Source organism: Halarchaeum salinum (genome assembly GCF_039520965.1).
GTDB lineage: Archaea > Halobacteriota > Halobacteria > Halobacteriales > Halobacteriaceae > Halarchaeum > Halarchaeum salinum.
Genome location: NZ_BAAABL010000068.1, coordinates 1 through 26840, shown reverse-complemented (window position 1 = coordinate 26840; position 26840 = coordinate 1). Strand labels below are relative to the sequence as shown.

General features: G+C 66.2%; 30 protein-coding genes and 1 tRNA gene. 17 read left to right on the top strand and 14 right to left on the bottom strand.

Features of this window, described 5'->3' with window-relative positions:
- Positions 1 to 14: 14 nt before the first annotated feature.
- A complete protein-coding gene (locus tag ABDZ36_RS11860) occupies positions 15 to 695 on the bottom strand; it encodes a DJ-1/PfpI family protein (RefSeq protein ID WP_211312299.1) in 681 nt (226 codons plus the stop codon).
- Between the two features lie 189 nt (positions 696 to 884).
- Between ABDZ36_RS11860 and ABDZ36_RS11855 the strand changes: the two genes are divergently transcribed.
- The 5 genes from ABDZ36_RS11855 (at position 885) to ABDZ36_RS11835 (ending at position 7056) form a co-directional block, all read left to right on the top strand.
- Positions 885 to 2822: an ABC transporter substrate-binding protein gene (locus ABDZ36_RS11855; protein WP_211312251.1), complete on the top strand. Its 1938-nt coding sequence runs from the start codon at positions 885 to 887 to the stop codon at positions 2820 to 2822.
- An 82-nt stretch (positions 2823 to 2904) separates the two neighbouring features.
- On the top strand, positions 2905 to 3897 hold the full coding sequence (locus tag ABDZ36_RS11850; RefSeq protein ID WP_343749325.1) for an ABC transporter permease: 993 nt from the start codon (positions 2905 to 2907) through the stop codon (positions 3895 to 3897).
- A complete protein-coding gene (locus tag ABDZ36_RS11845; RefSeq protein ID WP_211312249.1) occupies positions 3894 to 4907 on the top strand; it encodes an ABC transporter permease in 1014 nt (337 codons plus the stop codon). The genes ABDZ36_RS11850 and ABDZ36_RS11845 overlap by 4 nt, the downstream gene beginning before the upstream one ends.
- Complete coding sequence (locus ABDZ36_RS11840) at positions 4907 to 5767, top strand: ATP-binding cassette domain-containing protein (protein ID WP_211312248.1); 861 nt, start codon at positions 4907 to 4909, stop codon at positions 5765 to 5767. The genes ABDZ36_RS11845 and ABDZ36_RS11840 overlap by 1 nt, the downstream gene beginning before the upstream one ends.
- Positions 5758 to 7056, top strand: a complete 1299-nt coding sequence (locus ABDZ36_RS11835; protein WP_211312247.1) for an oligopeptide/dipeptide ABC transporter ATP-binding protein — start codon at positions 5758 to 5760, stop codon at positions 7054 to 7056. Before ABDZ36_RS11840 ends, ABDZ36_RS11835 begins: the two co-directional genes overlap by 10 nt.
- A 35-nt stretch (positions 7057 to 7091) precedes the next feature.
- Here the strand turns inward: ABDZ36_RS11835 and ABDZ36_RS11830 are convergent, their stop codons facing one another.
- Positions 7092 to 7337: a hypothetical protein gene (locus tag ABDZ36_RS11830; protein WP_211312246.1), complete on the bottom strand. Its 246-nt coding sequence runs from the start codon at positions 7335 to 7337 to the stop codon at positions 7092 to 7094.
- A 96-nt stretch (positions 7338 to 7433) separates the two neighbouring features.
- A complete protein-coding gene (gene hpt, locus ABDZ36_RS11825) occupies positions 7434 to 8000 on the bottom strand; it encodes a hypoxanthine/guanine phosphoribosyltransferase (protein WP_211312245.1) in 567 nt (188 codons plus the stop codon).
- Positions 8001 to 8139: 139 nt separating this feature from the next.
- On the opposite strand from hpt, the gene ABDZ36_RS11820 reads away from it, so the two are divergent.
- From ABDZ36_RS11820 to ABDZ36_RS11810, 3 genes are all read left to right on the top strand, one after another.
- Positions 8140 to 8652, top strand: a complete 513-nt coding sequence (locus ABDZ36_RS11820; RefSeq protein WP_211312244.1) for a DUF7549 family protein — start codon at positions 8140 to 8142, stop codon at positions 8650 to 8652.
- Positions 8653 to 8691: 39 nt separating this feature from the next.
- The gene (locus ABDZ36_RS11815) at positions 8692 to 9045 is read left to right on the top strand and encodes a TRAM domain-containing protein (RefSeq protein WP_211312243.1); all 354 of its coding nucleotides are present in this window, start codon (positions 8692 to 8694) and stop codon (positions 9043 to 9045) included.
- Positions 9046 to 9108: 63 nt separating this feature from the next.
- Positions 9109 to 9672 (top strand): DUF6610 family protein, encoded by a 564-nt coding sequence (locus ABDZ36_RS11810; protein WP_211312242.1) that lies wholly within the window; start codon positions 9109 to 9111, stop codon positions 9670 to 9672.
- A 431-nt stretch (positions 9673 to 10103) separates the two neighbouring features.
- On the opposite strand, the gene ABDZ36_RS11805 is transcribed toward ABDZ36_RS11810, so the two are convergent.
- Positions 10104 to 11363, bottom strand: a complete 1260-nt coding sequence (locus ABDZ36_RS11805) for a DNA cytosine methyltransferase (protein WP_211312241.1) — start codon at positions 11361 to 11363, stop codon at positions 10104 to 10106.
- 186 nt (positions 11364 to 11549) lie between these two features.
- On the opposite strand from ABDZ36_RS11805, the gene ABDZ36_RS11800 reads away from it, so the two are divergent.
- Positions 11550 to 12434 (top strand): helix-turn-helix domain-containing protein, encoded by an 885-nt coding sequence (locus ABDZ36_RS11800; RefSeq protein WP_211312240.1) that lies wholly within the window; start codon positions 11550 to 11552, stop codon positions 12432 to 12434.
- Positions 12435 to 12476: 42 nt separating this feature from the next.
- A complete protein-coding gene (locus ABDZ36_RS11795) occupies positions 12477 to 12731 on the top strand; it encodes a DUF8139 family protein (protein ID WP_211312239.1) in 255 nt (84 codons plus the stop codon).
- A gap of 276 nt (positions 12732 to 13007) precedes the next feature.
- Here the strand turns inward: ABDZ36_RS11795 and ABDZ36_RS11790 are convergent.
- The 4 genes from ABDZ36_RS11790 to ABDZ36_RS15025 form a co-directional block, all read right to left on the bottom strand.
- Positions 13008 to 13184: transfer RNA gene (locus tag ABDZ36_RS11790), tRNA-Trp, on the bottom strand.
- A 46-nt stretch (positions 13185 to 13230) separates the two neighbouring features.
- Positions 13231 to 13458: a DUF5795 family protein gene (locus ABDZ36_RS11785; protein WP_211312238.1), complete on the bottom strand. Its 228-nt coding sequence runs from the start codon at positions 13456 to 13458 to the stop codon at positions 13231 to 13233.
- Positions 13459 to 13495: 37 nt separating this feature from the next.
- A complete protein-coding gene (locus ABDZ36_RS11780; protein WP_211312237.1) occupies positions 13496 to 14344 on the bottom strand; it encodes a DUF5794 domain-containing protein in 849 nt (282 codons plus the stop codon).
- Position 14345: 1 nt separating this feature from the next.
- Positions 14346 to 14534 (bottom strand): DUF8099 family protein, encoded by a 189-nt coding sequence (locus tag ABDZ36_RS15025; RefSeq protein WP_486187708.1) that lies wholly within the window; start codon positions 14532 to 14534, stop codon positions 14346 to 14348.
- A 284-nt stretch (positions 14535 to 14818) separates the two neighbouring features.
- Between ABDZ36_RS15025 and guaB the strand changes: the two genes are divergently transcribed.
- Positions 14819 to 16315 carry an IMP dehydrogenase gene (gene guaB, locus ABDZ36_RS11775; protein ID WP_211312236.1) on the top strand — a complete coding sequence of 499 codons (1497 nt, stop codon included), beginning with the start codon at positions 14819 to 14821 and terminating at the stop codon, positions 16313 to 16315.
- Positions 16316 to 16419: 104 nt separating this feature from the next.
- Here guaB and coaBC read toward each other — a convergent pair whose 3' ends face one another.
- Complete coding sequence (gene coaBC / locus ABDZ36_RS11770; RefSeq protein ID WP_211312235.1) at positions 16420 to 17571, bottom strand: bifunctional phosphopantothenoylcysteine decarboxylase/phosphopantothenate--cysteine ligase CoaBC; 1152 nt, start codon at positions 17569 to 17571, stop codon at positions 16420 to 16422.
- Positions 17572 to 17916: 345 nt separating this feature from the next.
- Between coaBC and ABDZ36_RS11765 the strand changes: the two genes are divergently transcribed.
- Positions 17917 to 18321 (top strand): type IV pilin domain-containing protein, encoded by a 405-nt coding sequence (locus ABDZ36_RS11765; protein WP_343749324.1) that lies wholly within the window; start codon positions 17917 to 17919, stop codon positions 18319 to 18321.
- A gap of 50 nt (positions 18322 to 18371) precedes the next feature.
- Positions 18372 to 19184, top strand: a complete 813-nt coding sequence (locus tag ABDZ36_RS11760) for a hypothetical protein (RefSeq protein WP_211312234.1) — start codon at positions 18372 to 18374, stop codon at positions 19182 to 19184.
- Between the two features lie 37 nt (positions 19185 to 19221).
- On the opposite strand, the gene ABDZ36_RS11755 is transcribed toward ABDZ36_RS11760, so the two are convergent.
- Positions 19222 to 19971 (bottom strand): FAD-binding protein, encoded by a 750-nt coding sequence (locus ABDZ36_RS11755; RefSeq protein WP_211312233.1) that lies wholly within the window; start codon positions 19969 to 19971, stop codon positions 19222 to 19224.
- A gap of 84 nt (positions 19972 to 20055) precedes the next feature.
- Between ABDZ36_RS11755 and ABDZ36_RS11750 the strand changes: the two genes are divergently transcribed.
- Positions 20056 to 20637 carry an SRPBCC family protein gene (locus ABDZ36_RS11750; RefSeq protein WP_211312232.1) on the top strand — a complete coding sequence of 194 codons (582 nt, stop codon included), beginning with the start codon at positions 20056 to 20058 and terminating at the stop codon, positions 20635 to 20637.
- A gap of 24 nt (positions 20638 to 20661) precedes the next feature.
- Here the strand turns inward: ABDZ36_RS11750 and ABDZ36_RS11745 are convergent, their stop codons facing one another.
- The 3 genes from ABDZ36_RS11745 to ABDZ36_RS11735 all read right to left on the bottom strand — a co-directional run bounded on the left by ABDZ36_RS11745 (position 20662) and on the right by ABDZ36_RS11735 (position 23798).
- Positions 20662 to 21714, bottom strand: coding sequence for a M42 family metallopeptidase (locus tag ABDZ36_RS11745; RefSeq protein WP_211312231.1), 1053 nt, complete (start codon positions 21712 to 21714; stop codon positions 20662 to 20664).
- Between the two features lie 46 nt (positions 21715 to 21760).
- Positions 21761 to 22669 (bottom strand): sensor histidine kinase, encoded by a 909-nt coding sequence (locus tag ABDZ36_RS11740; protein ID WP_211312230.1) that lies wholly within the window; start codon positions 22667 to 22669, stop codon positions 21761 to 21763.
- Between the two features lie 64 nt (positions 22670 to 22733).
- Positions 22734 to 23798, bottom strand: coding sequence for a polyprenyl synthetase family protein (locus ABDZ36_RS11735; RefSeq protein WP_211312229.1), 1065 nt, complete (start codon positions 23796 to 23798; stop codon positions 22734 to 22736).
- 92 nt (positions 23799 to 23890) lie between these two features.
- Here ABDZ36_RS11735 and ABDZ36_RS11730 point away from each other — a divergent pair, with 92 nt between their 5' ends.
- The 3 genes from ABDZ36_RS11730 (at position 23891) to ABDZ36_RS11720 (ending at position 26336) form a co-directional block, all read left to right on the top strand.
- Positions 23891 to 24160, top strand: coding sequence for an MTH865 family protein (locus ABDZ36_RS11730; RefSeq protein WP_211312228.1), 270 nt, complete (start codon positions 23891 to 23893; stop codon positions 24158 to 24160).
- Positions 24161 to 24234: 74 nt separating this feature from the next.
- Positions 24235 to 25536 (top strand): M28 family peptidase, encoded by a 1302-nt coding sequence (locus ABDZ36_RS11725; RefSeq protein WP_211312227.1) that lies wholly within the window; start codon positions 24235 to 24237, stop codon positions 25534 to 25536.
- A gap of 59 nt (positions 25537 to 25595) precedes the next feature.
- A complete protein-coding gene (locus tag ABDZ36_RS11720; RefSeq protein ID WP_211312226.1) occupies positions 25596 to 26336 on the top strand; it encodes an NAD(+)/NADH kinase in 741 nt (246 codons plus the stop codon).
- A 4-nt stretch (positions 26337 to 26340) separates the two neighbouring features.
- Here ABDZ36_RS11720 and ABDZ36_RS11715 read toward each other — a convergent pair.
- On the bottom strand, positions 26341 to 26840 hold a 500-nt coding region (locus ABDZ36_RS11715; protein ID WP_343749323.1), incomplete at its 5' end, for an endonuclease III domain-containing protein.

Here is a 26840-nt window from a genome sequence, read left to right as displayed (position 1 = left end):
GGTTCTTCTCTCCCTCAGAGCCCGAGCTCGTCGGCGAACGCCTCGGCGGCCGCGGCGGACGACTCCGGCCCGCGAGCGGTCACGAGATCGCCGTCGACCGTGACTGAGGTGTCCGTGTCGAGTTCGGCGTCCCAGTTCCCGCCGGCCGCAACGACCTCGTCCTCGACCCAGTAGGGGAGCTTTCGCCCGTCCGGCATTCGGTCGTGCTCGTCGACGATCCCCTCTTCCCACGCGTTCGGGAAGCCGGTGACGTCGCGACCGTCGACGAGGAACCCACCGTCGGCGTCGCGGGTGAATCCGAGGATGCCGACGGCGTGGCAGACGACGAGCGCCTTCCCTTCGTCGCCCGCAACCTGCTCGCGGAGGAGGCGACGCGCGTCGCGGTCCTGATTCACGTCCCATTCGGTGCCGTGGCCGCCGGGGAAGACGACCGCATCGTACGCATCGCTCTCCACCGCGGCGAGCGGCTCGGGATCGTTCAGTCGCTCGTCGGTCTCGTCGACCTCGCGGACGCGTTCGGCGGTCTCCTCGCCGACGTTCTCCGGATCGACGGAGCGCTCGTCGACGACCGGCGGGTTCCCGGTTGGCGTCGCTACGGTGACGTCCGCACCGTGCGCGTCGAGCGTCGTGAGCGGCTCGATACACTCTTCTCCCCAATACCCTTCCTCGCTGACGACGAACAGCACTGACGACATGACGACCCGTGGTTCGAGCGCCGCGACGTTAACCGTGACCGCATACGCGACGCTCGCCGCTTCGACGCTGTCGGTGACGTCGCACTCGACCACACCCACTGGTGGCCATCCGTGGCCGCCCGTACCCGCGCGCCCGTGACCACCGGCGACGCGACGTTTATACGCCGACGGCGATGACGTCGTATCAACATGGTCGAGCGCGGCGATCTCACGCGACGCCGCTTCCTCGCGGCCGGCGCGGGAGCGGCGTCATTCTCCCTCGCTGGCTGTTTCGGCGACGCGGGGCCGGCACCGGCGGCGACGTTCACGCTCGGGACGAGCGGGTCGTTCGCGGGCCTGAACCCGTTGACGACCGCCTCCGCCCAGTCGTGGATCCTCCTCGATCTGGTGTACGAGAGCGGGACCGTCGTCGACCCCGTAACGTTCGACGTCCGCCCGAACGTCTTCACGGACTGGCGACTCGCGGGCGCGGACGACGACGCGGCCGGCCTCGCGATCGACGTCGCGGTTCGGGACGGCCTGACGTTCACCGACGGGACGCCGCTCACGGCCGACGACGTGCGCTTTACGTACCGCTACCTCCGCGAGCAGCGCCCGGCGCGCTACCTCCCGGTCGTCTCCACGATCACCGCCGTCACGGACGCGCCCGGCGGCTGGGACGTTCGTCTCCATCTCTCCGAACCCGTCGGGACGTACGCGAGCAGCACGCTCGCGCTCCCAATCCTCCCGGAACACGTCTGGCGCGACGTCGCGGACTATCGGCGCTATCGTCCCTCCGAACACGGTGGGCCGGTCGGTCTCGGCCCGGCGAGCGTCACCTCGTACGACCCTGATACGTCCGCGTCGCTCGCCTTCCGCGACCCCGACGCGTACGCCCTCTCCTCCCTCGACTGGCTCCGCGATCACGACGTCCTCGACGCCGGCGGGCCGTTCCTCGACGAGCTCCGCGTGCAGGTGTACGGCTCCGACGCCGCGCTCCAGCGCGCGTTCCTCGACGGCGAGGTCGACTCCGTCTTCCGGACGGCCGCCGCCTCAGCCATCCCGGACGTCGAGGCCGCGGCCGGCAAGACGCTCGTCGAGGGGTCGGCAACCGGTTTCGGCTTCTACGGCTTCAACCTCCGGCGCGCGCCGCTCGACGACCTCGTCTTCCGACAGACGCTGGCGTTCGCCTTCGACGACTACCACTACGTCACCGAACTCCACGACGGCTACGTCCGCGCGGGGGATTTCGTCGTCCCGCCGGAGTACACGGCCGTCCGCCCGGAGACGGCCGCGGGGGCCGACGCCGACGTCCTCACCGACCCCGCGACGGAGGCCTACGCGTATCGCGCCCGCGACGATGGTGCCGCCCTCGACGTCGCGGCCGTCCGGGACTTCCTCACCGGCGGCGAGCCGATCACGGGTCCGGCCGGGACGTACGCCGGGCGCGAGTATCCCGGAAGCCTCACAGGCGCTCACGCGAGCCAGCGCGGCGCGCGCCACGACTACACCTTCGGACCGGTCCGCTCGGACGCGCTCGCCGACGCCGACACGGATCGCGAACTACGCGTCGACGGCCGGACGATCCCCGATATCATGGGTGGCCCCCTCGACATTCTCATCACGCCCGCATCAAGCTCGCCCGAGCGCTCGGCGATGACGACCGACTGGATCGAGACGCTCGGCCGCCTCGGCATCCCGGCGACGCGCACCGTATTAAGCCTCGGTGCGATGGTAGACACCGTCTACGCCCGCGAGGAGTTCGACGTCTATCCGGTGAGCATCGGCGGGGTCTCCCCCTTCGCGGTCACGACGCTCTACTCGCTCTTCCACGGCGACAGCGCCGACGCCGCGGGCGACGACACCGTCCGGGCGAACAACGCGATGGGGTACGGGCTGTTCGAGCACGCGAGCGCGGACGGCCTCATCGAGCGCGCGCTCCGCGAGACCGACACCGCGCGACGCAACGCTCTCGCCCGGCGTGCCGTCGAGCGCATCTATCTCGACGCCCCGGTGATGGTGACCGACTATCCGCGGCCCAGGTGGCCCCTCGACACTGACGCGTGGACGAACTACGTGTCGAACATCCCCGCGCCCGGCTCGACGAACCTCGCCACCGAACTCACGCAACTCAGACCGCGGAGGTGAGTCGCGTGGGCGAAACCGGGATCGTGGCCGCACCCCGTCGACGCGTTCGCGGCCGGACGCGCCGTCGCTCGGGGTGGTCCGCGTGACGCGATTCAGCGCGGCCTACCTCGTCCGCCGTCTCGCCGTCGCGTACGCCACCCTCCTCGTCGTCATGACGGTCCTCTTTGTCCTCCTGCGCGCGATGCCGGGAACGTTCGTCAGCGCGATGACGACGCCGGGGATGACCGGCGCGCAGGTCGCTCGCTTGGAGGCCGCGTGGGGCGTCCACGATCCCCTCTGGGTGCAGTACCTCCGCTTCCTGCTCAACTATCAGACCGGCCGGTTCGGCTGGTCGCCGACGATGCACGCGCCCGTCGCCGACGTCCTCGCGCGCCGCCTCCCGCGGACGCTGATTCTCTTCGGCGCGGCCTTCCTCGCCTGCTACGTCGTCGGCCCGCTCATCGGCATGGTGCTCGGCTGGTACCGCGACGCGCGTGGCGGGACGCTCGCACTCGCCGTCTCGCTGTTCGTCTACGCTACACCGGTCTTCTGGGTCGCGTGGCTGCTCGTCTGGCTCTTCGATCACCACCTCGGCTGGCTCCCCAGTGCGCACATGGTGGCGCAGTTCCCACCGTTCGCCCTCGCGCCCGTCCCCGTGACGGTCGACTTCCTCCGCCACCTCGCGCTCCCGTTGCTCTCCGTCGTCGCGATCGGCTGGGTCGGCGCGACGTTACTCGTCCGCCCCGCGATGCGTGACGCCGCGCGCTCCGACTTCGTTCACCTCGCGCGGGCGAAGGGGCTGCGCGAACGCACCGTCCTGTTCAAACACGCCGGGCGCAACGCGCTCGTCCCCGTGACGACGAGCGCCGCGATCGCCCTCGCCTTCCTCGTTGATGGAGCCGTCGTCACCGAGACCGTCTTCTCGTGGCCGGGGATGGGGCAGCTGATCGTCACCGCCGTCCTCGATCGCGACTACCCGCTCGCGCAGGCCGCGTTCTTCCTCATCGCTGTCGTCGTCGTCGCCGTCCGCCTCTGCCTCGACATCGCGTACACGTACCTCGACCCGCGCGTCTCGTTTGGGGGGCGCGAGCCATGACGGATCGAGACACCGGACGCGAGACGAACCGAGACACCGAGCGCAATCCGGGCCCTGACGCCACCACCCCCTCGCGTTCCCCGGCGAAGCCGTCGGCCACCACGCCGCAGGCCTCCCCGCGCGCCCCACACGCACGTCACACGCTCCGGCGGTTCCTGACGAACCCGCTCGCCGTCGTCGGAACGACCGTTCTCTGCGTCGTCGCGTGCTGCGCGCTCGTCCCAAGCGTCGTCGCCCCCCACGGTCCCGAGTGGGTCGCGTACGTCGGGGCAGGCGACGGCCGCTTGACGCTCTCCCAATCGCGCTCCCTCCCGCATCCGCCGGCGTTCGGCGACCCCTTCTTCGCGCCGCTCGGCACGACCGCGTCCGGCCACGGCGTTCTCACCGAACTCGTCTACGGTGCGCGTACCGCGCTCCTCGTCGGCCTCGCCGCGGCGCTCGCCTCGTCGCTCGTCGGCGTTCCGCTCGGGCTTCTCAGCGGCTACTATGGCGGGACGTGGCTCGACGAGGCGATCCAGCGGCTCGTGGACGTCCTCTACGGTGTCCCGTTCCTCCCGTTCGTCGTCGTGCTCGTCGCTATGCGCGGGGCGTCCACGACCAATATCGTTCTCGCGATCGCCGCGACGGCGTGGCTGAACAACTGTGTCGTCGTCCGGGGCACGACGCTGTCGCTGACCCGACGAACCTACGTGGACGCCGCACGCGCCGCTGGCCTCCCCGCCCGGCGGATCGTCACCAGACACGTCCTCCCGGACGTCCTCCCCATCGCTGCGGTCCTGCTCGTCCAGGACGCTGCGACCGCGATCCTCGCCCACGCCACCCTCGCGTATCTCGGCCTCGCGGACGTCACGACGGCCTCGTGGGGCGTGATGCTTCAGCAGGTGCAAGCGACCGGCTACGTCTTCACCGCGCCGTGGTGGCTCCTCCCGCCCGGCCTCGCCATCGCGTGCCTCGTCGCCGCCTTCTACTACGTCGGGCACGCAGTCGAGGAGGTGACGCGCACAGACTGATGCTCCTCGACATCGACTCCCTCACGGTCCGCTATCGCGCGCTCGACGGTGACGTCCACGCGCTGACGGACGCGTCGCTCGCAATCGAACGTGGCAGGACGGTCGGCCTGCTCGGCGAGTCGGGATCGGGCAAGACCACGCTCGCCCGCGCGCTCGTCGGCCTGCTCTCCGAGGCGGGTGAGGTCGTCGACGGCCACGCGTGGTTCGACGCTGTGCCGCCGGCGTGGGCCGGTGCTAATGGGACGCCGCGTCCGAATGTCCTCGCCGACGAGGCGTACCCGGTGCGCGACGACGGCGCGACTGACCTGCTCGCGCTCCCCGAGGCGCACCTCCGCGACCTCCGGTGGGCCGAGATCGCGCTCGTCCCGCAGCGCGCGATGGGTGCACTCGACCCCGCGTACACGGTCGGCGAGCAGATCGCTGAAGCCGTCCGCCGACACGAACCCGGAGTCGACGCCGACCGGCGCGCCCGTGACACCCTCGCACGCGTCGGCATCGGTGCGGCCCGTGCGGACGACCACCCGCACGAACTCTCGGGCGGCGAGCGTCAGCGCACCGTCCTCGCGATGGCGCTCGCGTGCGACCCCGCACTGATCGTCGCCGACGAACCAACGACCGGCCTCGACGCCGTGGTCCGCGATCGGGTGCTCGACGACCTCGCGGCGCTCGACGCCGCCGTCCTCCTCGTCAGCCACGACCTCGCTGTCCTCGCTGAAACCTGTGAGCGACTCGCCGTCCTTCACGACGGGCGCGTGGTGGAAACCGGATCCACGGAGACGGTGCTCGGCGATCCCACGAGTGCGCACACGGCCGCCCTCTGCGACGCGTGGCGCGCCGGGACGGAGGGCACATGGGACTGATCGAACTTGAGGGCGTGACGAAGACGTACGGCGGCGAGCGCGGCCTCCTCGACATGCTTCGACGCCGCGAACCCACGTCGATCCGCGCGCTCGACGACGTCTCCCTCTCCATCGAACGCGGCGAGACGTACGGCCTGCTCGGCGAGTCGGGGTCGGGTAAGACCACGCTCTGTCGCCTCCTCGTCGCCCTCAACGAGCCGAGCGCCGGGACGGTGCGCTTCGACGGCCGCGACGTTCACGCACACTCGGGGCGCACAGAGCGTGACTTCCGCGCGCGCGTCCAACCGGTGTTTCAGGACCCCTACGAGAGCCTGAACCCGACCGTGTCAGTCGGCCGCTCGGTCGCCGAACCGCTCCCCGAATCGCTCGACGGGACGGCGCGTCGCGAACGCGTCCGCCGCGTCCTCGCCGATGTCGGCCTCACACCCGTCGACGCGTACGTCAATGCCTACCCGTCCGCCCTTTCCGGCGGCGAACGCCAGCGCGTCGCGCTCGCCCGCGCGCTTGCTCCCGAGCCGGACGTCGTCGTCCTCGACGAGCCGGTCTCGATGCTCGATGCACGCACCCGCGCTGACGTCCTCGGGCTCCTCGCCGACCTCCAGCACGAATACGGGCTCACGTACGTCCTCGTCAGTCACGACTACCGCCTCCTTCGGGGAGTCTGCGATCGCGTCGCCGTCCTCTATCGCGGTCGCGTCGTCGAGCGCGGCCCCGCAGAGACCGTTCTCGACGACCCACACCACCCCTACACGGCCGCGCTGCGCGACGCGACACCGACGATCGACCCGACGACTGAGCGCCGCCACGCGGACGTCACGCCCGCCGTCACGGACGCCGACGATCCGCCGTCGGGCTGTCACTTCCACCCGCGCTGTCCGCGCGTCGTTCCACCAGACGGCTGGACCGGGAGCCGCGACGCCTTCCGGCGCGCCCTCCGCTTCCGCCGCCGCATCGCCGCACGCGACCCGATTCTCGACGGCTACGACAGCGCCGCTACCGTCCTCGCCCACGGCCTCGTCCTCGACCTGCCGCGCGCCCACCGGACGAGCGCCGAACGCGACTCCGACGGCACGCGCGTCGATCCCGACACGCTCGCCCTCGGCCGCGACGAACGCGCCGCCCTCGACGCCGCCGCGGCCGCGGTCGTTCGCGGCGACTACGACTCGGCATACGCAGCGCTGTGCGGCGTCGTCGAAACGGTCTGCGCGCGCGAGTCGCCCGCCGAGCGGAGCGTCGACGGACGAACCGTCGCCTGTCACGATCCGATGTCGGCCGCTCGTGACGTGTAACGTGTCGCGCCGCCGCTATTCGAGTAGTGACGCCGCTATTCGAGCAGCGTCGTGAACGCCCGCCAACAACCGTAGGCGAGCGCGAGAAGCACGCAGCCGAACGCGATGATCGGGCCGCTCACTCGCAGTGGAACCGCTCCATAGGCGGTGAGGCCGGCCGCGAGCGCCGCCCCGAACCCAGCGATCGCGTAGCCGAACACGAGCGCGCCGACGCCGCAGAGCGCCGCGAGCGCGCACAGCGGGCCGCGGACGGACGCCGGAACGCGCGGGAGCGAGCGCATTGCTCGGCCGTACGCGGTGCCCGCACGTCAAACGTCGTCATTCGCCGTCGCGGCTCGCCCACGGCGCAGTGACGACCCGCGTCCTGTGTCCGTTCGCTACCCGTCGCCGTGCTCGTCCGTGATGACGACCTCGCCGTCCACGACGTCGACGTTGATCAGCGTCTTCACCTCAACGTCCGTCTCGTCGAGCTCGGTCGGCCCCGCCTTCTTGATGACCGCAAGCACGTCCGCGACGTCCGCGCCGACGTGTTCGAGCGCGTCCGTGATCGCGCGCAGCGTGCCGCCCGTCGAAAGCACGTCGTCGAGGACGACGACGCGGTCGCCCGCCTGTACGTCGTTGATGTACATCTCGGACTCCGAGTAGCCCGTCTGCTGGGTGAGCGACACCTCGTCCTCGAGGCCGTACTCGCGTTTGCGGATGACGACGAGCGGGATGTCGGTCATCAGCGAGAGCGCCGTCGAGATGTGGATACCCATCGCCGCCGGCGTCACGATTTTGTCCACGTCGTCGAGGTCCGCCTTCCGGATGAGGCGGATCGTGATCTCGCGAAGAAGCTCGGGCTCCAGCATCGGCACGCCGTCGCTGATCGGGTGGACGAAGTAGTGATAGCCGTCCTTCTCGATGATCGGCGCGTCGAGCAACGAGCGCTTCAGTCGATCCATGTTGCCTCTTCGAGCGCGCGCAATAAAGCCTGACGGACCGATCGCCCATCCGATCGATCGCCGCCCACCACCATCCACCTCGACCGCCGTCGGTCGCCGGCGGACACGCTTAAGCCCTCGACCCGGATAGGCGCGTACGATGCCACGCTGGACCGCCGCCGAGTACGAGAACCCACTGGCCGTCCTCTTCGTCTGGGTGAGTGCGCTGCTCCCTTGGGAGGTCGCGTACGCCACGCTTTCCGGCCCCAACGTCTCCCTCCTCTTCGTCCGCTGGCCGTTCTTCCAGCTCCGACGGCTCGCCGACCTGACGAGTGCCGCCAGCGAACTCTCCGTCGCCCTCTCGCTCAACGCCTACCAGTATCAAGCCGGGACGACCATTCGCACCGGCTATCTCGTCTGGACCGTCGTCTCCCTCGCCTCCCTCGGCCTTCTCGCCTTCAGCGTCTACTTCTACTCCCGCGAGGACGCCGTGCTCGCGCGCCTCTCTCGGCCCGCGCCCCTCATCGGCGCGGCGCTCTGCGTCACCGGTTTGGGCTATCTCGGTGCCGGCTACGCCATCTACGCCACCGGCTTCGGCGGCATCCACGTCCCCGTCGGCGCGCTCTTCCAACTCCTCTTCGGCGCGCTCCTCCTCACCAACGACCCCGCCTGAGCCGCGGATCATAAGTACGGGCCGCGCGAGGTGGCCGATATGGCTCCGGTCCCACCCGTGTTGCTCGCCGCCGCCGCAATCGTCGTCCTCCTCGTCCTCACCGTCCTCTGGTGGCGCTCGCGCGACGACGCCAGCGCATCCAAACGCGCCCACGAAGCCGCCCAGGAACGCGACCCGCCGGTCGACATCGGCGAGACGTACGAGTTCGGCGTCACCGAGTTCAGCGACCACCATTCCGGCGAGCGCGTCGCTGTCGGCAAAGTCGAAGGATTCGTCGTCTTCACCGAGGACGTCCCCAACACCGTCGAGGCGGGCGACGTCATCCGTGCAAAAGTCATGTCGTTCAACCGCGACAACACGTCCGCCGACGCGACGTACGAAGGCCGGGCGTGATGGGCGGGCCGGTTGAGACCGACGGGGTAGAGCCTGAATACGCGTCCCCCGGAGAAGTACCGCGTGGACTTCGTGGATTGGCCCTTCTCAAAACTCGACGACTATTCGGACGTAGGGGAGATGTTTGACGCCCACTACAAGATCGTTCGAGCGGAGAAGCCGAAGTATGCGGTCGCCCCAGACGTAGACGAGTTCACGACTTATACGGACGTGAAGGCGTGGGCTGACGAACTGGGGGAGTATGCGGAAACCGTTATCGTTGTCCCGAAGACGATCCATCCCAAGGAGGTTGCTCGACGCTTCCGGGTGGGTATGCCGTGCCAGCCTCGGTATGGGCCGACACCGTGGCAATGGACTGAATACTCGACGTGCGCGGAAGTCCACTTACTCGGTGGGAGTCCGGTGAAGCACGCCGAGATCATGAAGTACCATATCCCGGTTGAGTCGGTGGATACGACGAGCCCGGTGAAGGCGGCCCGATTCGGTGATTACTGGAACGGGAGCCAATGGTACAACTCGACTGGTGGCTTCTACTGGTGCCTGAAACAGTCCTACAGGAATATGCGGCGGTCGATGAACCCACGCCGAGAGGTATGGGACCCCGGAACCGGCACGAGGATTACGTAGAGGACTTTATCGAGAACGGCCTGGACGCGGACTGCTGGGACGACGAGGAACCAGCGCCGAGCCGGTTCTACGAGATGTACGCTTGAATATGAGCGACGAAATCCCTGGCCCAGAAGTGTACGTAACGATTGCCTATTCCGGCCTCCCTCCGTATGCAAACCGACACGGCCGGAATTAGCGGATGGATTTCCAGACGCGATCTCCCTCGCTGCGATAGATGTTCCTATTCGATTGTAGAGTTAACGCACCGTCACGGGGAATGGGAAGTGACGGGTTCTGAAACAGCAGGTCCAGAGTATCATCGACCCGGTTTCACTGAACTCATTAGTAGTGGCTGCACCTACTCTACCGAAGATTTTGACGACGCAGTTGAGAAGGTTCACGAGTTCATCAGTACTCTCTCTTATAGATAGAGAGACTACCCAGACCGATCAAATTTGGACAGCACTTTCTTGTCGCTTGTTAACCAGACAAGACTCATAATCTGTTTCGAAGGTAGGGTCATACATCCCGAGCAGATGCTCACCAAGGACGCTACCGAGTAGGGGCGGAACCGCATTACCGATTTGATCAGCGATATCACTCTTACTGCCAACAAACTCGAAATCATCCGGGAAGCTCTGTATTCTTGCTCCCTCTCGTGGAGTCAGTGCCCGATTCTGATACGGGTGAATACACTTATTCGAGGCAGGGTGAACGAAGTTCACAGTTAGAGTCACAGATGGTAAATCTGGGTCGATTCGAGAATAACTTGAGCTGTAGCCACTGGAGATGTAGTTCTCAGCGTCATCCACATCGTCATCCTCTTTCAGATTTTCAATTGTCTTCTGTTTGTTTGGCCCACTGTTTCGGATAATCGTCATCATCTTCTCGCCGTGGTTTGTGGCTTTATGAAAAGTTAGATTCTCCGAGTCCCGTCGCATCACGGATTGATACTCGTTCTGTGGGTCGTTAGTATACTCCGTGGCCTCCTCCCCTGCCTCAATTTCGGGGAGGTCATCGATGGCATCCATCACTGTTCTCGCTGGTGAGAGTGAACCAGTGTTGTGGAAGTCATCTAAGGTCGGTTGAGTCGTGATCACCTTCGACTTATCCCGGTAACCAATCGTTCGCCCACTCGTTCTGTGGGTGGGTTCAGGGAACTCAATTTCACGTTCGTCAGCCACACCGATCATAATTAGACGCTCTCGGCGCTGGGGCAGCCCAAAATTGGCCCCGTTTAGAATACGCCAATCTGCGCTGTAATTGATCTGGTTAACATCTTGGAGAATCTTTGAAATAGTTTCTCCGTCCTGATGAGTCGCCAACCCAACTACGTTCTCCATGACGAAGAAGTCTGGTTCGTAGTATTCTACGAACTCAACGAAGTCAGTATATAGCCCGTTTCTCTCGTCTTTGGTCTCTTCCCCTCTATCGGGCCTGATAGATGAGAAACCTTGACATGGCGGCCCACCGACGATAACCTGCACGTCTTCAGGAGCCACACCAGTTTCCTTAGAGACTTTCTCAGGGGGCCATTCTCGAATGTCCCCCTCAACAACTTCCGCGTGTGGGTGATTTTTCTTGAATGTGCCTATCGCAGCCTCCTTTTTGTCCAGTCCTAATAGAACCTCAAATTCACCGGAGGGGTGTGTTTCGAATCCATATGAGAATCCCCCTGTTCCGCAGAAGAGGTCTATGATGCCAACCATCTCTATATGAGACAATCGTCTCGGGTGGGTTTAAATATTGCCAATCGGTGAAGACGAGTCATAGTCTCTGGTTAGGGGTGATAGTGTAATAGCTTTCCCGAAATAGACACTGAGATAACATGATTGGATATTTACGAGACAATTGTCTCAATTATATTTAACGATACCCAGTCCTCTCGTGGTAATATGGATGATGAGTTTAAGCAGAAACTGGGAAATAGAATCAAAGAGCTTCGAGAGTTACAAAATAGCTCACTGGAAGAAGTAGCAGAGAAGGCGGATATTCACAGAACGACTCTCGGAAAAATCGAGCGTGGGAACCGAGAGCCGAGCATTTCGATTGCTCTTCGAATTGCTGAGGCGTTAGATGTTACTGTTACCGAACTTGTTAATCCAGACTCATTCAGGACACCAAAGGAGGAACATGTAGTTTCAAACGCGGACATATATGACAAAGTCCCCTTTGGTGAAGCAGCAGTTTTGAGAGGAATCGAGGAAACATATGAAAATCTCGACACTATCGACTTTGCATTCCAGCGCCGAGGAGCCGAGCCGCTCGCAGAACAATTTGATGAATACTCTGCCCTTTCAACCGTCATCGGTGAGTTCTTCGCTACTGGAGTTGCATCAGCGTCTGATGGACTATACGAAGTGAACGCGGGTGATTTCCCTGATCTAATTAGCACTGGGAAGAAGGAGGGGATTCCCGGAATTGAGGTTAAGGTAGCTATGGAGAAGAATATGCCCGAAGGCCATCTCCCGAAGCCCGGAATGTATATTGTTATCAGATATATTTTAGCTGACCGAGACAAGAACTATGTGAAAGGTGAGCGAGGAGACACTGCATGGGTTTGGGAAGTTCGAATGGGAGAGATCGAGGAAGATCAATTCAACAAGAGCGACACTAAAGGGGACTCCGGGAAAACTGCGACGTTTTCAGCAGATGCACTCTGGGACTTCGATTGTGTATATCTTGACCCAGAACTAATCCCCTACTCACGGTATAAGGACAAAGGGGCTCTGGCAGAGGTACAGGGACAACAGCAACTCTCTGAAGGGTCGACCCACTAAAGACCATTAATTGGTTATAACGAGGCTATTAGATAACACTCGATGCAGGACATTCCACAACCAGCAGATGAACCGTATGTGGTGGGCGACACGGTCAAGATATATCTCGGAGAGACCGACTTGGACTCTCGATTCCACAACCGCGTCTGTACTATCATCGAGGTTCGACGAGACGAGCTGAGTGATTTGACTGAACGGAAATTAGATCAATACGAGTACCGGCTCGCAGACGACGGCGAAGAGATCGACTTGTGGTTCCGCCATTTTGACCTCGTCCCGGTGCAGGAATCCGACTGAACTCCGCGCGGTATTCACTTCCTGCCGCGCGCAGTTCCCGCCGCACGCTGAACCTCTCTGTTTTCTGAGTCCTTCTTGGGCGAGATGCCGGCTCGTTAACGGCTATTCCACTACCGGTCCGTATTGCCGATAGGTGAGTACCAGATTTTCGACACACGGCGGGGTTCGGGAGTCGATTTGGGGATGATTACCTACGCTGATTACCCCGAAAGGCTTTTTAAGTTACCCGCTGAAATACCTGTGTTCGCCACTCTAAGAGTTTGAAGAACGGGAGAGTGGGGCCGGAGGGATTTGAACCCCCGATCGACTGATATCTCCGGTGCGCCTCGGAACTCCAGAGGGTCGTCGTCGCGGCGAGGTGATCAGCCCGCCGCTCGGTATACCAGTCTGGAATTTCGTCCCGGGCGCGTGGCCTCTGGAGTCAGTCGCCATCCCTGGCTTGGCCACAGCCCCACGCACTCCGTCGTAGGACGATTCCGCCTAAATGGGTTTCGATCCGCTAGTCCCGGTCGGTCTCGTACCAGTCGCACTCTTGGCACTTGTAGCCGGTGACGTACTCGGTGACGCTCGGCATGTACCCGACGGAGACGACGTCGCCGCCGCACTCCGGGCAGTCGCGGTCAGTATCCTCGATCTCCTCGGCTTCCATGACGTCGTCGTCCTCGATAAGCTCGGCGAGGCTGCGTGGCGTCACCATTCGCCCTTGGACGACGCGATTCGCTGGCATACCTCCACCGAGTGGTGGGGTCGCCGTAAACGCACCGTTACAGCCAGGGGGCGCGTTCCTCGCCGTTCTCGCCGGGGTATCCGTATGGGGCGTCGGTGTCGGCGTGATCGTCGGCCCCGTTGGTTCCCGCGTCCGCCTGTCCGGGGTCGATTGCGAGCAGTCCGGCGAGCGCGAAGACGGGGAGCGCCGCGCCCTCGGGAACGATCCCGAAGAGCGAGAGCGCGAGCGTCCCGAGCGCGACGGCGCTCCCGAAGCGGAAGCGGTCGATGTCGAGCAAGTGGCGCAGGTGGGGTTCGAGCAGCGCGACGCCGAGCGCGAAGCCGACGGCGACGACGGCAGCAGCCGCGGCAGCGACAATCACGCCGGGCTCGACGTGAACGGCGAGCGTCGCGGACGTCGGCCGGACGCTGGCGAGGAGGCCGAGACCGACGACGATGCCGGGGCTTGGAAGGTAGTCGCCGATGCGCGAACTCGCCGTCTTCGCGGCGATCGCGAGAACGACGAAGGCGGCGAAGCGCTCGAAGATCGCGGTGTCGAGGACGCTCTCGATCGTGGGCGCGAGTGCGGCGACGGCGACCGCGCCGACGACGAGCGGGACGCCGACGGTGAGGACGGCGCGCGCCTTCTCGCGACGGTCGCCTCCCATTTCGACGAGGACGACGGCGACGGTGGCGCTCCCGCCGAAGACGAGGAGGCCGACCTGTAACGCGCCCGTCGGGATCACCAGCGGGCCGACAGCCGTAGTCTCGGTAAGCGCACCGCTGAGGACGAGCGCGGCGAAGATACCATCAACGAGCGGGAGGAGCATGACGGTCGCGAGGAGCCGCGTCGCGCCGCCGACACGTTGCTCTAAGCGGAGGGCGATCGGGTGTCCGGAGATACTCATCTCAGGGGCGATGGCCGTAACCACCGGCCGAACGGCGATAGGCGGGATGGTACGACGACGGCCGAAGGGCCATCTGTCGCCGCCAGAATGTGGTGGCTCCCGTAAACAGCCCCATGGGTTTTGTAAAGTCGCCGGAGCACTGTGGCTGGTCACCGGCGATACGGACTGCGAAGGGGCTGCGGGAGTCCATACTCGACTAGTCCCGGTTGAGAGACATAAGCGTTGTGTGGGACGTGGCGACACGCGGCGTTCGATCCGACGCGAAACGCCGCCGAACTCGATGAACGTCCAGTTTCCGGGCCGATACACCACGGCTTCTCCCCTCATACACGGTCGCCCGTGATCGTGTCCACTCAGGTCGGTCGATCGAGCGCGCGCCGTCACACCCGAACGGTATGCACGACCATGACGATGTTGGGCACACTACCCGGCCGGTTACAGAACGTTTTTGCGTATCGGGCGACCACAGTTTACATGGCGAACGACGAGCGATCACGAGGCACTTTCTCCGAGAAGCTCGACGTCCCCGAAGCGCTCACGTTCGACGACGTGCTGTTGCGTCCCGCCGAGAGCCGCGTCGAACCCGATGAGGCAGACGTCTCCACGCGCGTCTCGAAGAACGTCTCGATCAACGTCCCGATCCTCTCCGCAGCGATGGACACCGTCACGGAGGGCGAACTCGCGATCGCGATGGCCCGAGAGGGCGGCCTCGGCGTGCTCCACCAGAACCTCGACGACGACCAGCTCGTCGCCGAGATCAAGCGCGTGAAGCGCGCGGACGAGCACGTCATCCGCCGCGAGGACGTCGTGACGGCCGCGCCCGAGCAGACCATCGACGAGGTCGACACGATGATGGAACGCGAGGGCGTCTCCGGCGCGCCGGTCGTCGACGAGGACGATACCGTTCTCGGCATCATCTCCGGGACCGACATCCGTCCCTATCTCGAAGTCGGCGAGAAGGACACCGTCCGGGAGGCCATGACCGACGAGGTCATCACCGCCGCTGAGGATGTCGACGCGCGCGACGCTCTCGAACTCATGTACGAGCACAAGATCGAGCGCGTGCCGATCGTCGCCGCTGACGACGAGCTCATCGGGCTCGTGACGATGCAGGGCATCCTCGCCCGCCGCGAACACGAGGACGCCGCGCGCGACGACAACGGCCGTCTGCTCGTCGGCGTCGCCGTCGGGCCCTTCGACACCGAGCGCGCGAAAGCCGCCGACGAGGCCGGCGCGGACGTCGTCTTCATCGACTGTGCGCACGCGCACAACCTGAACGTCATCGACGCCGCCCGCGAGATCGAAGCCGAGATCGACGCCGACGTCGTCGTCGGCAACGTCGGGACCGCCGAGGCCGCCGAGGACATCGTCGACTTCGCGGACGGCATCAAGGTCGGCATCGGTCCCGGCTCCATCTGTACGACCCGCGTCGTCTCCGGTGCTGGGATGCCCCAGATCACCGCCGTCTCGCAGGTCGCCGACGTCGCCGCCGAGTACGACGTGCCCGTCATCGCCGACGGTGGCATCCGGTACTCTGGCGACGCCGCGAAGGCCTTCGCCGCGGGTGCGGACGCAGTGATGCTCGGCTCCTACTTCGCCGGCACCGACGAGGCCCCGGGCCGCGTCATCACGATGAACGGCAAGAAGTACAAGCAGTATCGCGGCATGGGCTCCGTCGGCGCGATGCAGTCCGGCGGCGGCGAGCGCTACCTCAAGGAGGACGACGCGGACGAGGAGTACGTCCCCGAGGGCGTCGAGGCCGCAACGCCGTACAAGGGTCCGCTCGCGAGCGAACTCCACCAGCTCGTCGGCGGGATCCAGTCCGGGATGGGGTACGTCGGCGCGGCGACCATCCCCGAGTTCAAGGCGGACTCGGAGTTCGTCCGCGTCTCCGCGGCCGGCCAGACCGAAGGCCACGCACACGACGTGATGATCACGGACGAAGCGCCGAACTACAGTCCGGGCGAGTAGCGCGAGCCGGAACTGGGACGGCTCGCGGGACCACCGAGCGGCGTCACCCGCGCGAAATCGGCTGCGTAACGCGCGACCGACCGGGGAGGAACGAGGAGGACGACTCAGAGCTCGTCTACGAGTTCGTCGGCGACCCGCATTCCGAGCCCCGCTTTCGTGCCCGCGTACTCGGTGTAGTCGTCGGGGCGCACGAGGAGCGCGCGCGTCTCGGCGCGGCCCATCACGCTCGCGTCGTTCGCGACGACGAACGCGAGGCCGGCGCGCTCCATGATCCGCCGTGCCTCCCGGACCATCGCGTCGTCGTCACCGCTCGTCTCCGCTTTGAAACCGACGAGCGTGAGCGCCGGATACTCCTCGCGCACGGTATCGAGGAGCTTCGGCGTCGCCTCCAGGTCGAGCGTGAGGTCGCCGCCGCTGCGGATCTTCTCGTCGGCGGGCTCAACAGTGTAATCGGATATCGCCGCGACGGAGAGCAGGGCGTCCGCGTCCGCGCACGCATCGAGTGTCGCCGCGAGCATCTCCGCGGCCGACTCGACGTGCTCGACGGTGGCGTAGGAAACGTCGTCGCCGTCGTGGATGAGCGTCACGTCCGCCCCGCGAACGTAGCACGCGCGGGCGATTGCCTGGCCGGTCTGCCCGGACGAGCGGTTCGTCAGCACGCGCACAGGATCGATGCGCTCGCTCGTCGCACCGGACGTGACCACGACGCGCTCGTCCGCGAGGGGCCGTTCGCCCGCGGCGCGCGCGACGTCGAGGCAGATCGCGTCGAGACTGGCGAGCTTCGCTTTCCCCTCCTCGACGCGCGGCTCGACGACGTCGACACCCCACGATTCGACGCGCTCCAGGCTCTCCAAGACGCCCGGGTGGTCGTACATCGGCTCGTGCATCGCGGGCGCGAGGACGACCGGCACGTCCGCGCCGAGCGCCGTCGTCGCCGTCGTCGTGACCGGTGTATCGTCGATCGCCGCGGCGATCTTCCCGACGGTGTTCGCCGTCGCGGGCGCGATCAGGTAGACGTCCGCCCACCCCTCGCGGCCGCAGAGTTCGACGTGCTCGACCGCACCGGTGAGTTCCGTCGTCACGTCGTGCTCGGTGGCGAACTCCACCGCCCACGGGTGGACGATCCCACGCGCCCCGTCGGTCATCACGGCGCGCACGGACGCCCCGCGCCGGCGGAGCTCGTGGGCGAGCTCGACGACCTTCACCGCCGCGATGCTCCCGGAGACGCCGAGCGCGACGTTCACACCCTCCAACATGGCTCACCCTCCACGCCCCCGCCAGTAAAAGCGTCCGCCTTCGCGGCGGCCTCAGTGGCAGACCCGCGTTCGACGCCATATCCAGCTCCGCCGTCGTTGATCGAGTGGCTGTGTCCCGCCCGCCCTCGAAGGGTTTTGCCGGACGAGAACCGACACTATCGGTTGTATCGGCTGCTGAGTCTGGCCACCCGATTTAAGTGGGGTGACGGGCTAGAGCGTATTAGACGCCGAATGGTGTTCGCAGAAGGGATCGTGTCGGGTCGGAGGGGGCTCGCCTCCCGCCCACATCGTAGTAGTCGCTAGACTACTATTTCACTTCTGCGGACAGTTCGGCGCGTCATACCTTTGAAACAAAAACTCAAGATGCTCGCGACGGACGATCGCGCTGTCTCGCCGGTTATCGGGGTCATCCTGATGGTCGCGATAACTGTGATCCTCGCGGCCGTCATCGGGACGTTCGTCCTCGGACTCGGCGGGAACCTCCAACAGAACGCGCAAGCCGGCGTTTCCATCGAACAGACCGCTAATCCTAATAATTCCACTAGTAACGTGACGATAACCATTAACTCGATGCCGCGGGCGAACGCTGTCGAGTACCAGGGCCCAAATGATGCCAACTTCTCGAAGGTCGGCACGACGGTGGGGGCCTCGAAGACCATATCTAATCTGTCGAGCGGTGACCGGGTTGTGGTTCGCGCGACGAGCGACCAATACTCGAACGCGACGATTCGGACGTACACGGTCGAGTAATCGGCCGCGAACCATCTTTTCTTAGTTGCTGCCCGCTCGTACCACCTGGTATGCTCACGGAGTCCGCGCTCGCCCGCACGTTCTCCCCACCCGCCTACACCGATCCGTACGAGTGCGTCGAGGAGTATCGGCGCGTCATGGAGTGGGCGAGCCACCATCCGGAGAGTGGATCGAGCGCCGCCGCGAGCGCGCTCGATCTGCCACGCGGCCGGATTCGGCCGTGGCTGAATGGCGGGAAGCCCGATGCGGTCCACGCGATCGAGACGGCGCGCGAACTCGGCTGGTTCGACGCGACGCTGACGAACGAACGCGGGCATGCGTTTGCCCTCCTCTCGGCGGGCGTTCTCTCCGGGGGGAGTATCAGCGCGGAGAGCTACGAGGTGCGATTCGCCGTCGACGACGATTCCGTCACCGACACTCTCGAGTGCGCCCTCGACATGCTCGACTGCGGGAGTACGTTCGTGAACGTGGACGCAGCGCATCGTGCAACGGAACTCACGCCCCACGAGCACACGGTCCTCCTCGGACGAGCCCTCGTCGCGCTCGGTCTTCCACACGGGTCGAAGCCGAACTCCGACCTGTCGCTTCCCGAGTGGCTCACTGACGCGCCGCTCTCGGTACGCGCTGCGTGGGCCGAACTCTATCTGTTGAACCGGGCGACAGGCCGATCGGATCAGGATCTCGTTCAGGTGCAGGAGACCGGCCGTTCAGCGGCGTATCGCCGAGAATTAGCGTCATTCTTCGAGTCGTTGGGTGGGGGATCGGTGACGCTTGCAGGCGAGAATGCGGTGACGCTATCCGCGGAGACAGCGCGGGTGCTTGGCTTCAGTCGCGATGGACCGTATCGACGCGACGACGACTAACTGCGGACGGTCCCAATCGCCCGCGTCCGTCGCCGCGCTACTCGCCTTCGTCGTCGGCCGCGACGCTCGGGTGCATCGTCGGCTCGTCCGGGTGGCGCTCCGCGAACGCCTCGCGCATCCGATCCATCGAGTCGCGTTCGCGCGCTGCGCGCTCGGCCTCGTCGATTTCCTCGACGCCCGGCGGCACCTCGCGACCCCGACCCGTGAAGTAGCCCTCGGGGGCGACCCAGTCGTGGTAGTACGGCACTTCGGAGTCCTCAACGACCGTCAGGCCGACCTTTGCGCCGTGGCCGGCGACGATCGTCGTCTGGTGGGGTTCGGCCGCGAGTCGCCCGGCTACGTAGAGGCCATCGACGTTCGTCCGCCCGCGGTCGCCGACGTCGACGTACGTCTTCGACCCCTGCTGATCGAGGGCGAGGTCGAAGGCGTCGAGATAGTCGGGGTTCGACTTCGTCGCGGCGATCGCGTACTCGCCCTCGTAGACCTCGTCGTCCGTCTCGGCGACGAACTGCCCGTCGAGTTCCTCAAGGATCGTTACTTCGCCGGTCACGCGCGCCGCGCCGGCGTCCGCGACCTGTTCCTCGAGGAGATCGAGGAACGTTCGGGGGTTCACGCCGCCGGGGAACCCCGGGACGTTCTCCAGGTGGCCGTTGCGCCGGAGGATGGACTCCCCGGCGTTCACGACGGTCGTCTCGAAGCCCGCGCGTGCGGTGTAGAGCGCGGCGTTCAGGCCGGCGACGCCGCCGCCGACGACGACGACGCTCGGTGCGTTCTCCGAATAGCTCATGACCATGGGTCGGGCCGCCGTGCTCACAACCGTTCCGGAACGCCGACGCCACCACTTATGGCGTCCGCGCGTCCACGTCGTCGTGTGAAGACCGTCGAGGTCGCGACGACCGTCCACGCGCCGCCCGCGGAGGTCTACGACTTCCTCCTCGACTTCCCGGGGTACGCGGCGTACTCGAAACACCTCGAATCAGTCCGCGCGGACGGCGATGGTGGGCCCGGCACCGACTATCACCTCACCTTCGCGTGGTGGAAGCTCGACTACACCGCCCACACGCGCGTCACCGACGCCGAGCGCCCGTCACGGATCGACTGGACGGTGACGCGCGACCTGGATGCCTCGGGGCAGTGGGTCGTCGACCCGCTCGACGACGCGGAGGGCGACGCTGACGACACGACGACAGACGACGGTGACGCCGACGACGTGGACGACGAAACAGCAGAGGCAGAAGGGGAGGCCGACGCCTGCCGCGTCCGGCTCGTCGTCACCTACGAACCCGACTCCGCGAAGGGCGTCCTCGACCTCCCGTTTTTCGCGTCGCTCGACTGGGTGATCGAGAAGGCCTCCGAGCTCGTCGTCGAGGAGGGGCGTCGCGTCGTCGAGCGCGTCGTCGCCGACCTCGAAGGCCAACACCGCGACGTCGAGTTGGACGTGACGGTTCGCTAGTCCATCCTTTCCCGGCGAGGGTCGCTAGAGGCGATAGTCGTGCTCGCCGGTCTCCGAATCGAGGAACGCCGCGAGCAACTCGATCGTCGCGTCCACGTCGTCGACGTGCGCGGCCTCCGTCACCGTGTGCATGTAGCGCAGCGGGACGCTGATCGCCGCGACGGGCTTCGCGCCGTGCGTGTTCTGGAACCCCGCCGTATCGGTCCCGCCCGCCGGGAGCACCTCCGGTTGGTGGGCGACCCCTGCCGTCTCCGCGACGGACTGGAGGCGTTTTCTGACCTTCGGGTTCGTGATGACGCTTCCGTCCTTGAGCTTGATCGCCGCGCCCGCGCCGAGTTCGGTGACGTGTTTCGACGCATCGGAGAACTGCGGGATGTCGTTCGCCACCGTCACGTCGAGCGCCACCGCGAGGTCCGGGTCGAGATCGACGCCGAGCGCCGTCGCGCCGCGGAGGCCAACCTCCTCTTGGACTGTCGCCGCGACGTGGACTGTCACGTCCGGGTCGATCCGCTTTGCGGCTTCGAGCACCGCGAAGAGACAGACGCGATCGTCCATCGATTTTCCCGTTATCGTCTCGCCCAGCCGTCGAGTGTCTTGCTCCATCGTCACGACGTCGCCCACGGAGACGCGCTCCGCCACGTCGTCGCCGTCGCGCCCGAGGTCCACGTACAGGTCCTCGATCTCGTCCGTCGATTCGCGCTCCTCCTCGCTCATCGTGTGCGGCGGCGGCGAGCCGATGACGCCGTCCAGATCGCCCTCCGCGGCGTGGACGGTGACGCGCTGAGCGCGCAGCACGCGCGGATCCCATCCGCCGAGCGCGTCGAGTCGGAGGAACCCCTCGTCGGTGACGTGTTTCACCATGAAGCCGATCTCGTCCATGTGCGCGGCGACCGCGACCTCGTAGTCGGGGTTCGCCGATCCCTCGATCGTAGCGACGACGTTCCCCATCGCGTCCGTCCGGATCGCGTCCGCGACGTCGTTGAGTTCGCGGCGCACGATCTCGCGGATGCGGTCCTCGTGGCCCGGCGCGCCGTGGGCCTCCGTGAGCTCCGTCAGTAGGTCGAAGTCGGCGTCCATACGCGCCGGGTCGTCCGCGACGAAGTTAAATACCGGTACGGTGGCCTCATCCAGCGCTCGCCGCGGGAAGGCGAAGCGAGACGACGGTGCCGCCCGGCTGCTCGTCCGCGAACACCACGCGCCCGCCGTAGACCTTACAGAGCCACTCGAGCAACCAGATACGGACGCCGGACGCGTGGACCAGGTCCGTCTCCTCGCCACACCGGACCGGTTCGAGATCGTTCTCGGGGATCCCCGGCCCATCGTCCGTGATCGCGACCACGACCTCGTCGTCGGCGTCCGCCTGCTCGACCGTAATCGAGACGTGCCGGCCCGTGGCCGTCGATCCCTGTTCGAGCAGACATTCGACGGCCGCTCGGATCGCCCGTCGGATCACGTCGTCGCCGCGAACGACGGCGTGATCGGGAAGCGACGTGTCGACCGTGACCGTCGGATTCGTCTCCCGGAGCCGCTCGCGCTCCTGGCGGACGAGCGACGCCACGTCGACCGTCGTGTCCGTACTGATGTCGAGGTCGTTCACGACGCAGAGCCGCTCGCTCGTCTCGATCAGATCGTCCGCCGTAGCCGCGACGGTCCGCAGGCGATCCTCGTCAGCCGTGTCCGTCACATGCTCGCGGACCAGTTCGGTGTACCCCTTGATGACCGTCATGTCGTTACGGACGTTGTGTCGGAAGACGCGCCCGAGCACCTGGAGCTGCTGGGCCGTCTCACGGAGCCGCGCGTTTGAGCGTTCGAGCCGGCGCTCGCGCCGGCGGCCGAGCGTGTAGATGACCGCCGCCGAGCCGCCCACGAACAGCCACCCCTTCATCGCCTGTAACGCAGTTACCACCACCTGCGTCGGCGCGACGGCGTACACGATCGCGTCCGACGCGAGCAACCACACGCCGCCGATGAGGAGATACGCCGCGGTGGCGAGGCGTGGAGAGGGGTCTGTGAGCGATCGGAGGCGCACCATACACGAGGAAGAACGGGGTGCGAGCTATATGTGAGTTGTTTGTCTCGTGTTGCCGCGACACGCGTCAGACGTCGCGCTCGACAACGTACTCCGCGAACGCCGCGAGTTCGGCGGCGACCTCGTCCGTGAGCGGGACGTCGTCGAGATGGTCGCGGGCCTCATCGACGAGCGCGATGGCGCGTTCGCGGGCGTATTCGACGCTCCCCGTCTCCTCCATGATCTCGATGGCCGCGAGCGCTTCGGCGTCCGTCGTGTCGTCCGCAGCGAGGATCTCCTGCAAGCGCGCTGCGTCCTCGGGTGCGGCGTTGCGCACGGCGTGGACGGCGATGAGCGTCTTCTTCCCCTCCTTGACGTCGTTGCCGACGGCCTTCCCGAAGTCGCCGGCGCGATCGAGGCTGTGTTCGACGTCGAGGATGTCGTCCGCGATCTGGAAGGCGATACAGACCGTCTCCAAGAACGCCGCGAGCTCGGCCTCGACGGCGTCTTCTTGATCCGTCACGATCGCCGCGAGGCGGCCGACGATACGCCCGAGACAGCCGGTCTTGCAGGCGCACATCTCCATGTATTCCGCCTCGGTGATCGCCACCTCGTCGCTGTTGTGCCAGCGGATATCCATCCCCTGCCCGAGGTGCGTGCGATTCAGTTCGTACGTGAGCATCTCGTAGACGGCGAGGCGGGTTTCGGGATCGAGGTCCGCGGGGTTGCGCTCGACGATCTTCAGCGGGATGAAGTAGAGGGCGTTCCCGGCGTTCAGCGCGATGTCCTGGCCGTAGCGGTGGTGAACGGCCTCCTCGCCGCGGCGGATCTCCGCGCCGTCCTCGACGTCGTCGACGATGATCGTGCCGTTGTGGAGGATCTCCGGGATGACCGCGTAGGGGAGGAGATCATCGGGGTCGTCCCCGAACCCCTCAACGAGCATGAGGAAGACGACGGCGCGCCAGCGCTTCCCGCCGCGATCGAGGAGGTCCCAGACGGGCGTCGCGAGGGCGTCCTCGATGGCGTCGGGGTCGTACTCGTAGCGTCCCTCCCCGAAGAACGACCGGAGGTAGTCGTCGGTCAGTTCACGCGGGAGGACGCGCTCGATCTCCCGATCCACCGCGGGCCGCCATTCCGAGAGCGATTCGGACATGTCGAGTGAGTTCGCAGTCACGAGCCAAAAAGCTGCCACCTTCGCGCCCCGGCAGACGCAACCCTTTTCCGCTATCTCGGCGACGAACGCCCATGAGCGACGCAGACACGGACGCCGAGGCCGAGCTCCGCGAGGAGCTCACCGACGCGCTCGCCGACGCCGACTACCCCGTTACGAGCATGACCAGCCTCGTTCCCGAACTCCCCAAGGGACCGATGACGACGTTCCACGCGGGCGAGCGCAGCTTCTCCGCGATGGAGCTCGCCAAGCTCCTCTCCGGCCACGAGGAGTTCCCCTACGACGACGTCGAGAGCCTCGTTGACGACGTACTCGCGGGTCTGAAGGCCGAAGGCGAACTGTAGGCGGTCGTCGACTCCGTCTCTTCGCCGACCACGCTTCACTCACGCTTTTTGTCGTCGGCGACGCCACTCACCCTATGACCGATTGGATCGGCCGGACGTTCACGAGCAAAACGGGCTGGCACCACCTTGAAACGCTCGTCGACATCGGGAATCGGATGGCCGGCAGCGCGGGCGAACGCGAGGCCGCCGTCGCGACGCGGGACGCCCTCGCCGAGCACGCCCGGAACGCCCATCTCGCGGAGTTCGACATCCAGGGATGGGAACGCGGCAGCTCCCACCTCGTCGTGGACGACACCGACCAGGCGTGTATCGCGCTTCCGCGCAGTCCCTCGGCCTCGGCCACGGGCGACCTCGTCGACCTTGGTCACGGCCTCCCGGCGGATTTCGCGGGGCGCGACCTCTCCGGGGCCGTGGCACTCGTCGACTCGACGGTCCCCGATCACGCCGAGCGCGTCGTCCACCGGCGCGAGAAGTACTATCGGGCCGTTGAGGCCGGCGCAGCCGCGTTCGTCTTCGCCAACCACTATCCCGGCGGGCTCGCCCCCACGGGGAGCGTCGGCACGCCCGACGCGCCGATCGGCGAGATACCCGCCGTCGGCGTCTCGAAGGAGGTCGGCGCGCGCCTCGCACGGCGCTTTACGGGCGAGCGCGTCACCGTCGACGTCGCGGCGTCACTCGATGAGGCCACCTCGCAGAACGTCCACGCCGAACTCGGCCCCGACACCGACGAGGAGCTTCTGGTCACCGCGCACGTCGACGCCCACGACATCAGCGAGGGTGCGATGGACAATGGGGCCGGCATCGCGATGGTCGTCGAACTCGCGCGGACACTCGCCGCGCGCGAGGACGAACTTGACACCCGGGTACGCTTCGTCGTCTTCGGCGCGGAGGAGGTCGGCCTCGTCGGCTCCGCCCATGACGCCGCGACCCGCGATCTGGACGACGTGCGCGCCGTGGTCAACCTCGATGGCGTCGCTGCGGCCCGCACGCTCGAATGTACGACGCACGGCTTCGACGCACTCGCGAGCGCCGCACGCGAGGTCGCCGAGCGCTTCGACCATCCGATCACGGTCGATCCCGACCTCGGGCCGCACTCGGACCACTGGAACTACGTCCAGCGCGGCGTCCCCGGCTACATGGTCGCGAGCGACACGGGTGACAGCGGACGCGGCTGGGGGCACACCGCCGCGGACACGCTCGACAAACTCGACGCGCGCACCTTCCGCGAACAGGCGATCCTCCTCACCACACTCGCCGTCACGCTCGCCGACGAGGGGTTCACGGTTGCCCACGCCGCGCCGGCGGACATCGCGGCCGCCTGTGAGGCCCAGGACCTCGCCGCCGGAATGCGGGTCACTGGCGACTGGCCGTTCTGACCACCGACGGACCGACCGCTGACAGCAGCTTTTTGCCCGCGGGGGGCGACCCTCCGACGATGACCGAGGTACACGTCGGGCTCGTCGGCCCGGAGGCCGAAAGCGCCGCCGCCGTCGTCGAGAACGCCGGCGGGACCGCGACCGTCGGGGACACTGACGCCACAGTAGTCCTCGACGACGGCGTCGAGGCCGTCGCCGCGTTCACCGAGAGTGCGCTCTACGACCTCGTCCACGCCGGCGTCGCCGCTGACACGCCCGTGCTCCCCCTGAACGTCGGCACAGCGATCGACGCCGTCACGCCGGCCGACCGCGACCGTGCGCTCCGCCGGCTCGTCCGCGGGGAGTACGACGAGCGCGAACGCCCGACGATCGCCGTTGAGGCGCGCCGCGAGACCTACCGGGCACTCTCCGACGTCATGCTCGCCACCGCCGAGGCCGCGCGCATCTCCGAATACGCGATCGAGGCCCGCGGTGAGAACGGCGTGGGACCCGTCGATACGGTCCGCGCCGACGGCGTCGCCGTCGCCACACCGCTCGGGAGCGGGGGGTACACCGCGACCGCGGACGGGCCCGTCCTCTCGCCGACCGTGGAGGCCGTCGCCGTCGTCCCCATCGCCCCGTTCCGCGTCGAGTGTCCGAACTGGGTCGTCTCGCTCCCCGGCACGCTCACCGTCGAGCGCGACGAGACGGACGTTGCGCTCCTGATCGACGACACCGACGTCGGCCACGTCCAACCCGGTGCGCCCGTCGATATCTCCTACGGCGAGCCTGTGACGCTCGCCGCGATGACCGAGAGCTGAGTCCCTACCACTCGCTGCCGTCCGCGAGATCGACGTCGTGATCGAGTTTCGAGGACGGACAGATGTCCTCTAGGACGCACTCGTCGCAGTCCGGGTTACGCGCCGTGCAGGTGTCCCGCCCGTGCGCGATCAGCCAGTGCGTGTAGTTCTTCCAGTGTTCCTTGGGGACGACGCCGTCCATCAGGTCCGCCTCGATCTTCTCCGGGTGCTTTTCGTCCGTGATACCGAGCCGTCGGGAGAGGCGCTGGACGTGCGTGTCCACGACGATCCCCTCCGTCAGGTCGTGGCCGTGCTGGAGGACGACGTTCGCCGTCTTGCGCCCGACGCCCGGGAGGTCCGTGAGCGCGCTCATCGTGTCGGGTACCTCGCCGTCGTGCTCCGCGATGATCTGCTCCGCGCTGTCGTGGAGGTAGCCCGCTTTGCTGTTGTAGTAGGTGTACGTGTTTACCCCGAGGACGCAACAGCGGGCACAGCCTGAGCTCGTGAAATCATCTCGTTGTCTCG

Excerpts from the sequence above, each read along its gene's own strand:
- ABDZ36_RS11860 (WP_211312299.1), bottom strand. The coding sequence starts at position 695 with ATGTCGTCAGTGCTGTTCGTCGTCAGCGAGGAAGGGTATTGGGGAGAA.
- ABDZ36_RS11855 (WP_211312251.1), top strand. The coding sequence starts at position 885 with ATGGTCGAGCGCGGCGATCTCACGCGACGCCGCTTCCTCGCGGCCGGC.
- ABDZ36_RS11845 (WP_211312249.1), top strand. The coding sequence starts at position 3,894 with ATGACGGATCGAGACACCGGACGCGAGACGAACCGAGACACCGAGCGC.
- ABDZ36_RS11840 (WP_211312248.1), top strand. The coding sequence starts at position 4,907 with ATGCTCCTCGACATCGACTCCCTCACGGTCCGCTATCGCGCGCTCGAC.
- ABDZ36_RS11835 (WP_211312247.1), top strand. The coding sequence starts at position 5,758 with ATGGGACTGATCGAACTTGAGGGCGTGACGAAGACGTACGGCGGCGAG.
- ABDZ36_RS11830 (WP_211312246.1), bottom strand. The coding sequence starts at position 7,337 with ATGCGCTCGCTCCCGCGCGTTCCGGCGTCCGTCCGCGGCCCGCTGTGC.
- hpt (WP_211312245.1), bottom strand. The coding sequence starts at position 8,000 with ATGGATCGACTGAAGCGCTCGTTGCTCGACGCGCCGATCATCGAGAAG.
- ABDZ36_RS11820 (WP_211312244.1), top strand. The coding sequence starts at position 8,140 with ATGCCACGCTGGACCGCCGCCGAGTACGAGAACCCACTGGCCGTCCTC.
- ABDZ36_RS11815 (WP_211312243.1), top strand. The coding sequence starts at position 8,692 with ATGGCTCCGGTCCCACCCGTGTTGCTCGCCGCCGCCGCAATCGTCGTC.
- ABDZ36_RS11805 (WP_211312241.1), bottom strand. The coding sequence starts at position 11,363 with ATGGTTGGCATCATAGACCTCTTCTGCGGAACAGGGGGATTCTCATAT.
- ABDZ36_RS11800 (WP_211312240.1), top strand. The coding sequence starts at position 11,550 with ATGGATGATGAGTTTAAGCAGAAACTGGGAAATAGAATCAAAGAGCTT.
- ABDZ36_RS11795 (WP_211312239.1), top strand. The coding sequence starts at position 12,477 with ATGCAGGACATTCCACAACCAGCAGATGAACCGTATGTGGTGGGCGAC.
- ABDZ36_RS11785 (WP_211312238.1), bottom strand. The coding sequence starts at position 13,458 with ATGCCAGCGAATCGCGTCGTCCAAGGGCGAATGGTGACGCCACGCAGC.
- ABDZ36_RS11780 (WP_211312237.1), bottom strand. The coding sequence starts at position 14,344 with ATGAGTATCTCCGGACACCCGATCGCCCTCCGCTTAGAGCAACGTGTC.
- ABDZ36_RS15025 (WP_486187708.1), bottom strand. The coding sequence starts at position 14,534 with ATGGACTCCCGCAGCCCCTTCGCAGTCCGTATCGCCGGTGACCAGCCA.
- guaB (WP_211312236.1), top strand. The coding sequence starts at position 14,819 with ATGGCGAACGACGAGCGATCACGAGGCACTTTCTCCGAGAAGCTCGAC.
- coaBC (WP_211312235.1), bottom strand. The coding sequence starts at position 17,571 with ATGTTGGAGGGTGTGAACGTCGCGCTCGGCGTCTCCGGGAGCATCGCG.
- ABDZ36_RS11760 (WP_211312234.1), top strand. The coding sequence starts at position 18,372 with ATGCTCACGGAGTCCGCGCTCGCCCGCACGTTCTCCCCACCCGCCTAC.
- ABDZ36_RS11755 (WP_211312233.1), bottom strand. The coding sequence starts at position 19,971 with ATGAGCTATTCGGAGAACGCACCGAGCGTCGTCGTCGTCGGCGGCGGC.
- ABDZ36_RS11745 (WP_211312231.1), bottom strand. The coding sequence starts at position 21,714 with ATGGACGCCGACTTCGACCTACTGACGGAGCTCACGGAGGCCCACGGC.
- ABDZ36_RS11740 (WP_211312230.1), bottom strand. The coding sequence starts at position 22,669 with ATGGTGCGCCTCCGATCGCTCACAGACCCCTCTCCACGCCTCGCCACC.
- ABDZ36_RS11735 (WP_211312229.1), bottom strand. The coding sequence starts at position 23,798 with ATGTCCGAATCGCTCTCGGAATGGCGGCCCGCGGTGGATCGGGAGATC.
- ABDZ36_RS11730 (WP_211312228.1), top strand. The coding sequence starts at position 23,891 with ATGAGCGACGCAGACACGGACGCCGAGGCCGAGCTCCGCGAGGAGCTC.
- ABDZ36_RS11725 (WP_211312227.1), top strand. The coding sequence starts at position 24,235 with ATGACCGATTGGATCGGCCGGACGTTCACGAGCAAAACGGGCTGGCAC.
- ABDZ36_RS11720 (WP_211312226.1), top strand. The coding sequence starts at position 25,596 with ATGACCGAGGTACACGTCGGGCTCGTCGGCCCGGAGGCCGAAAGCGCC.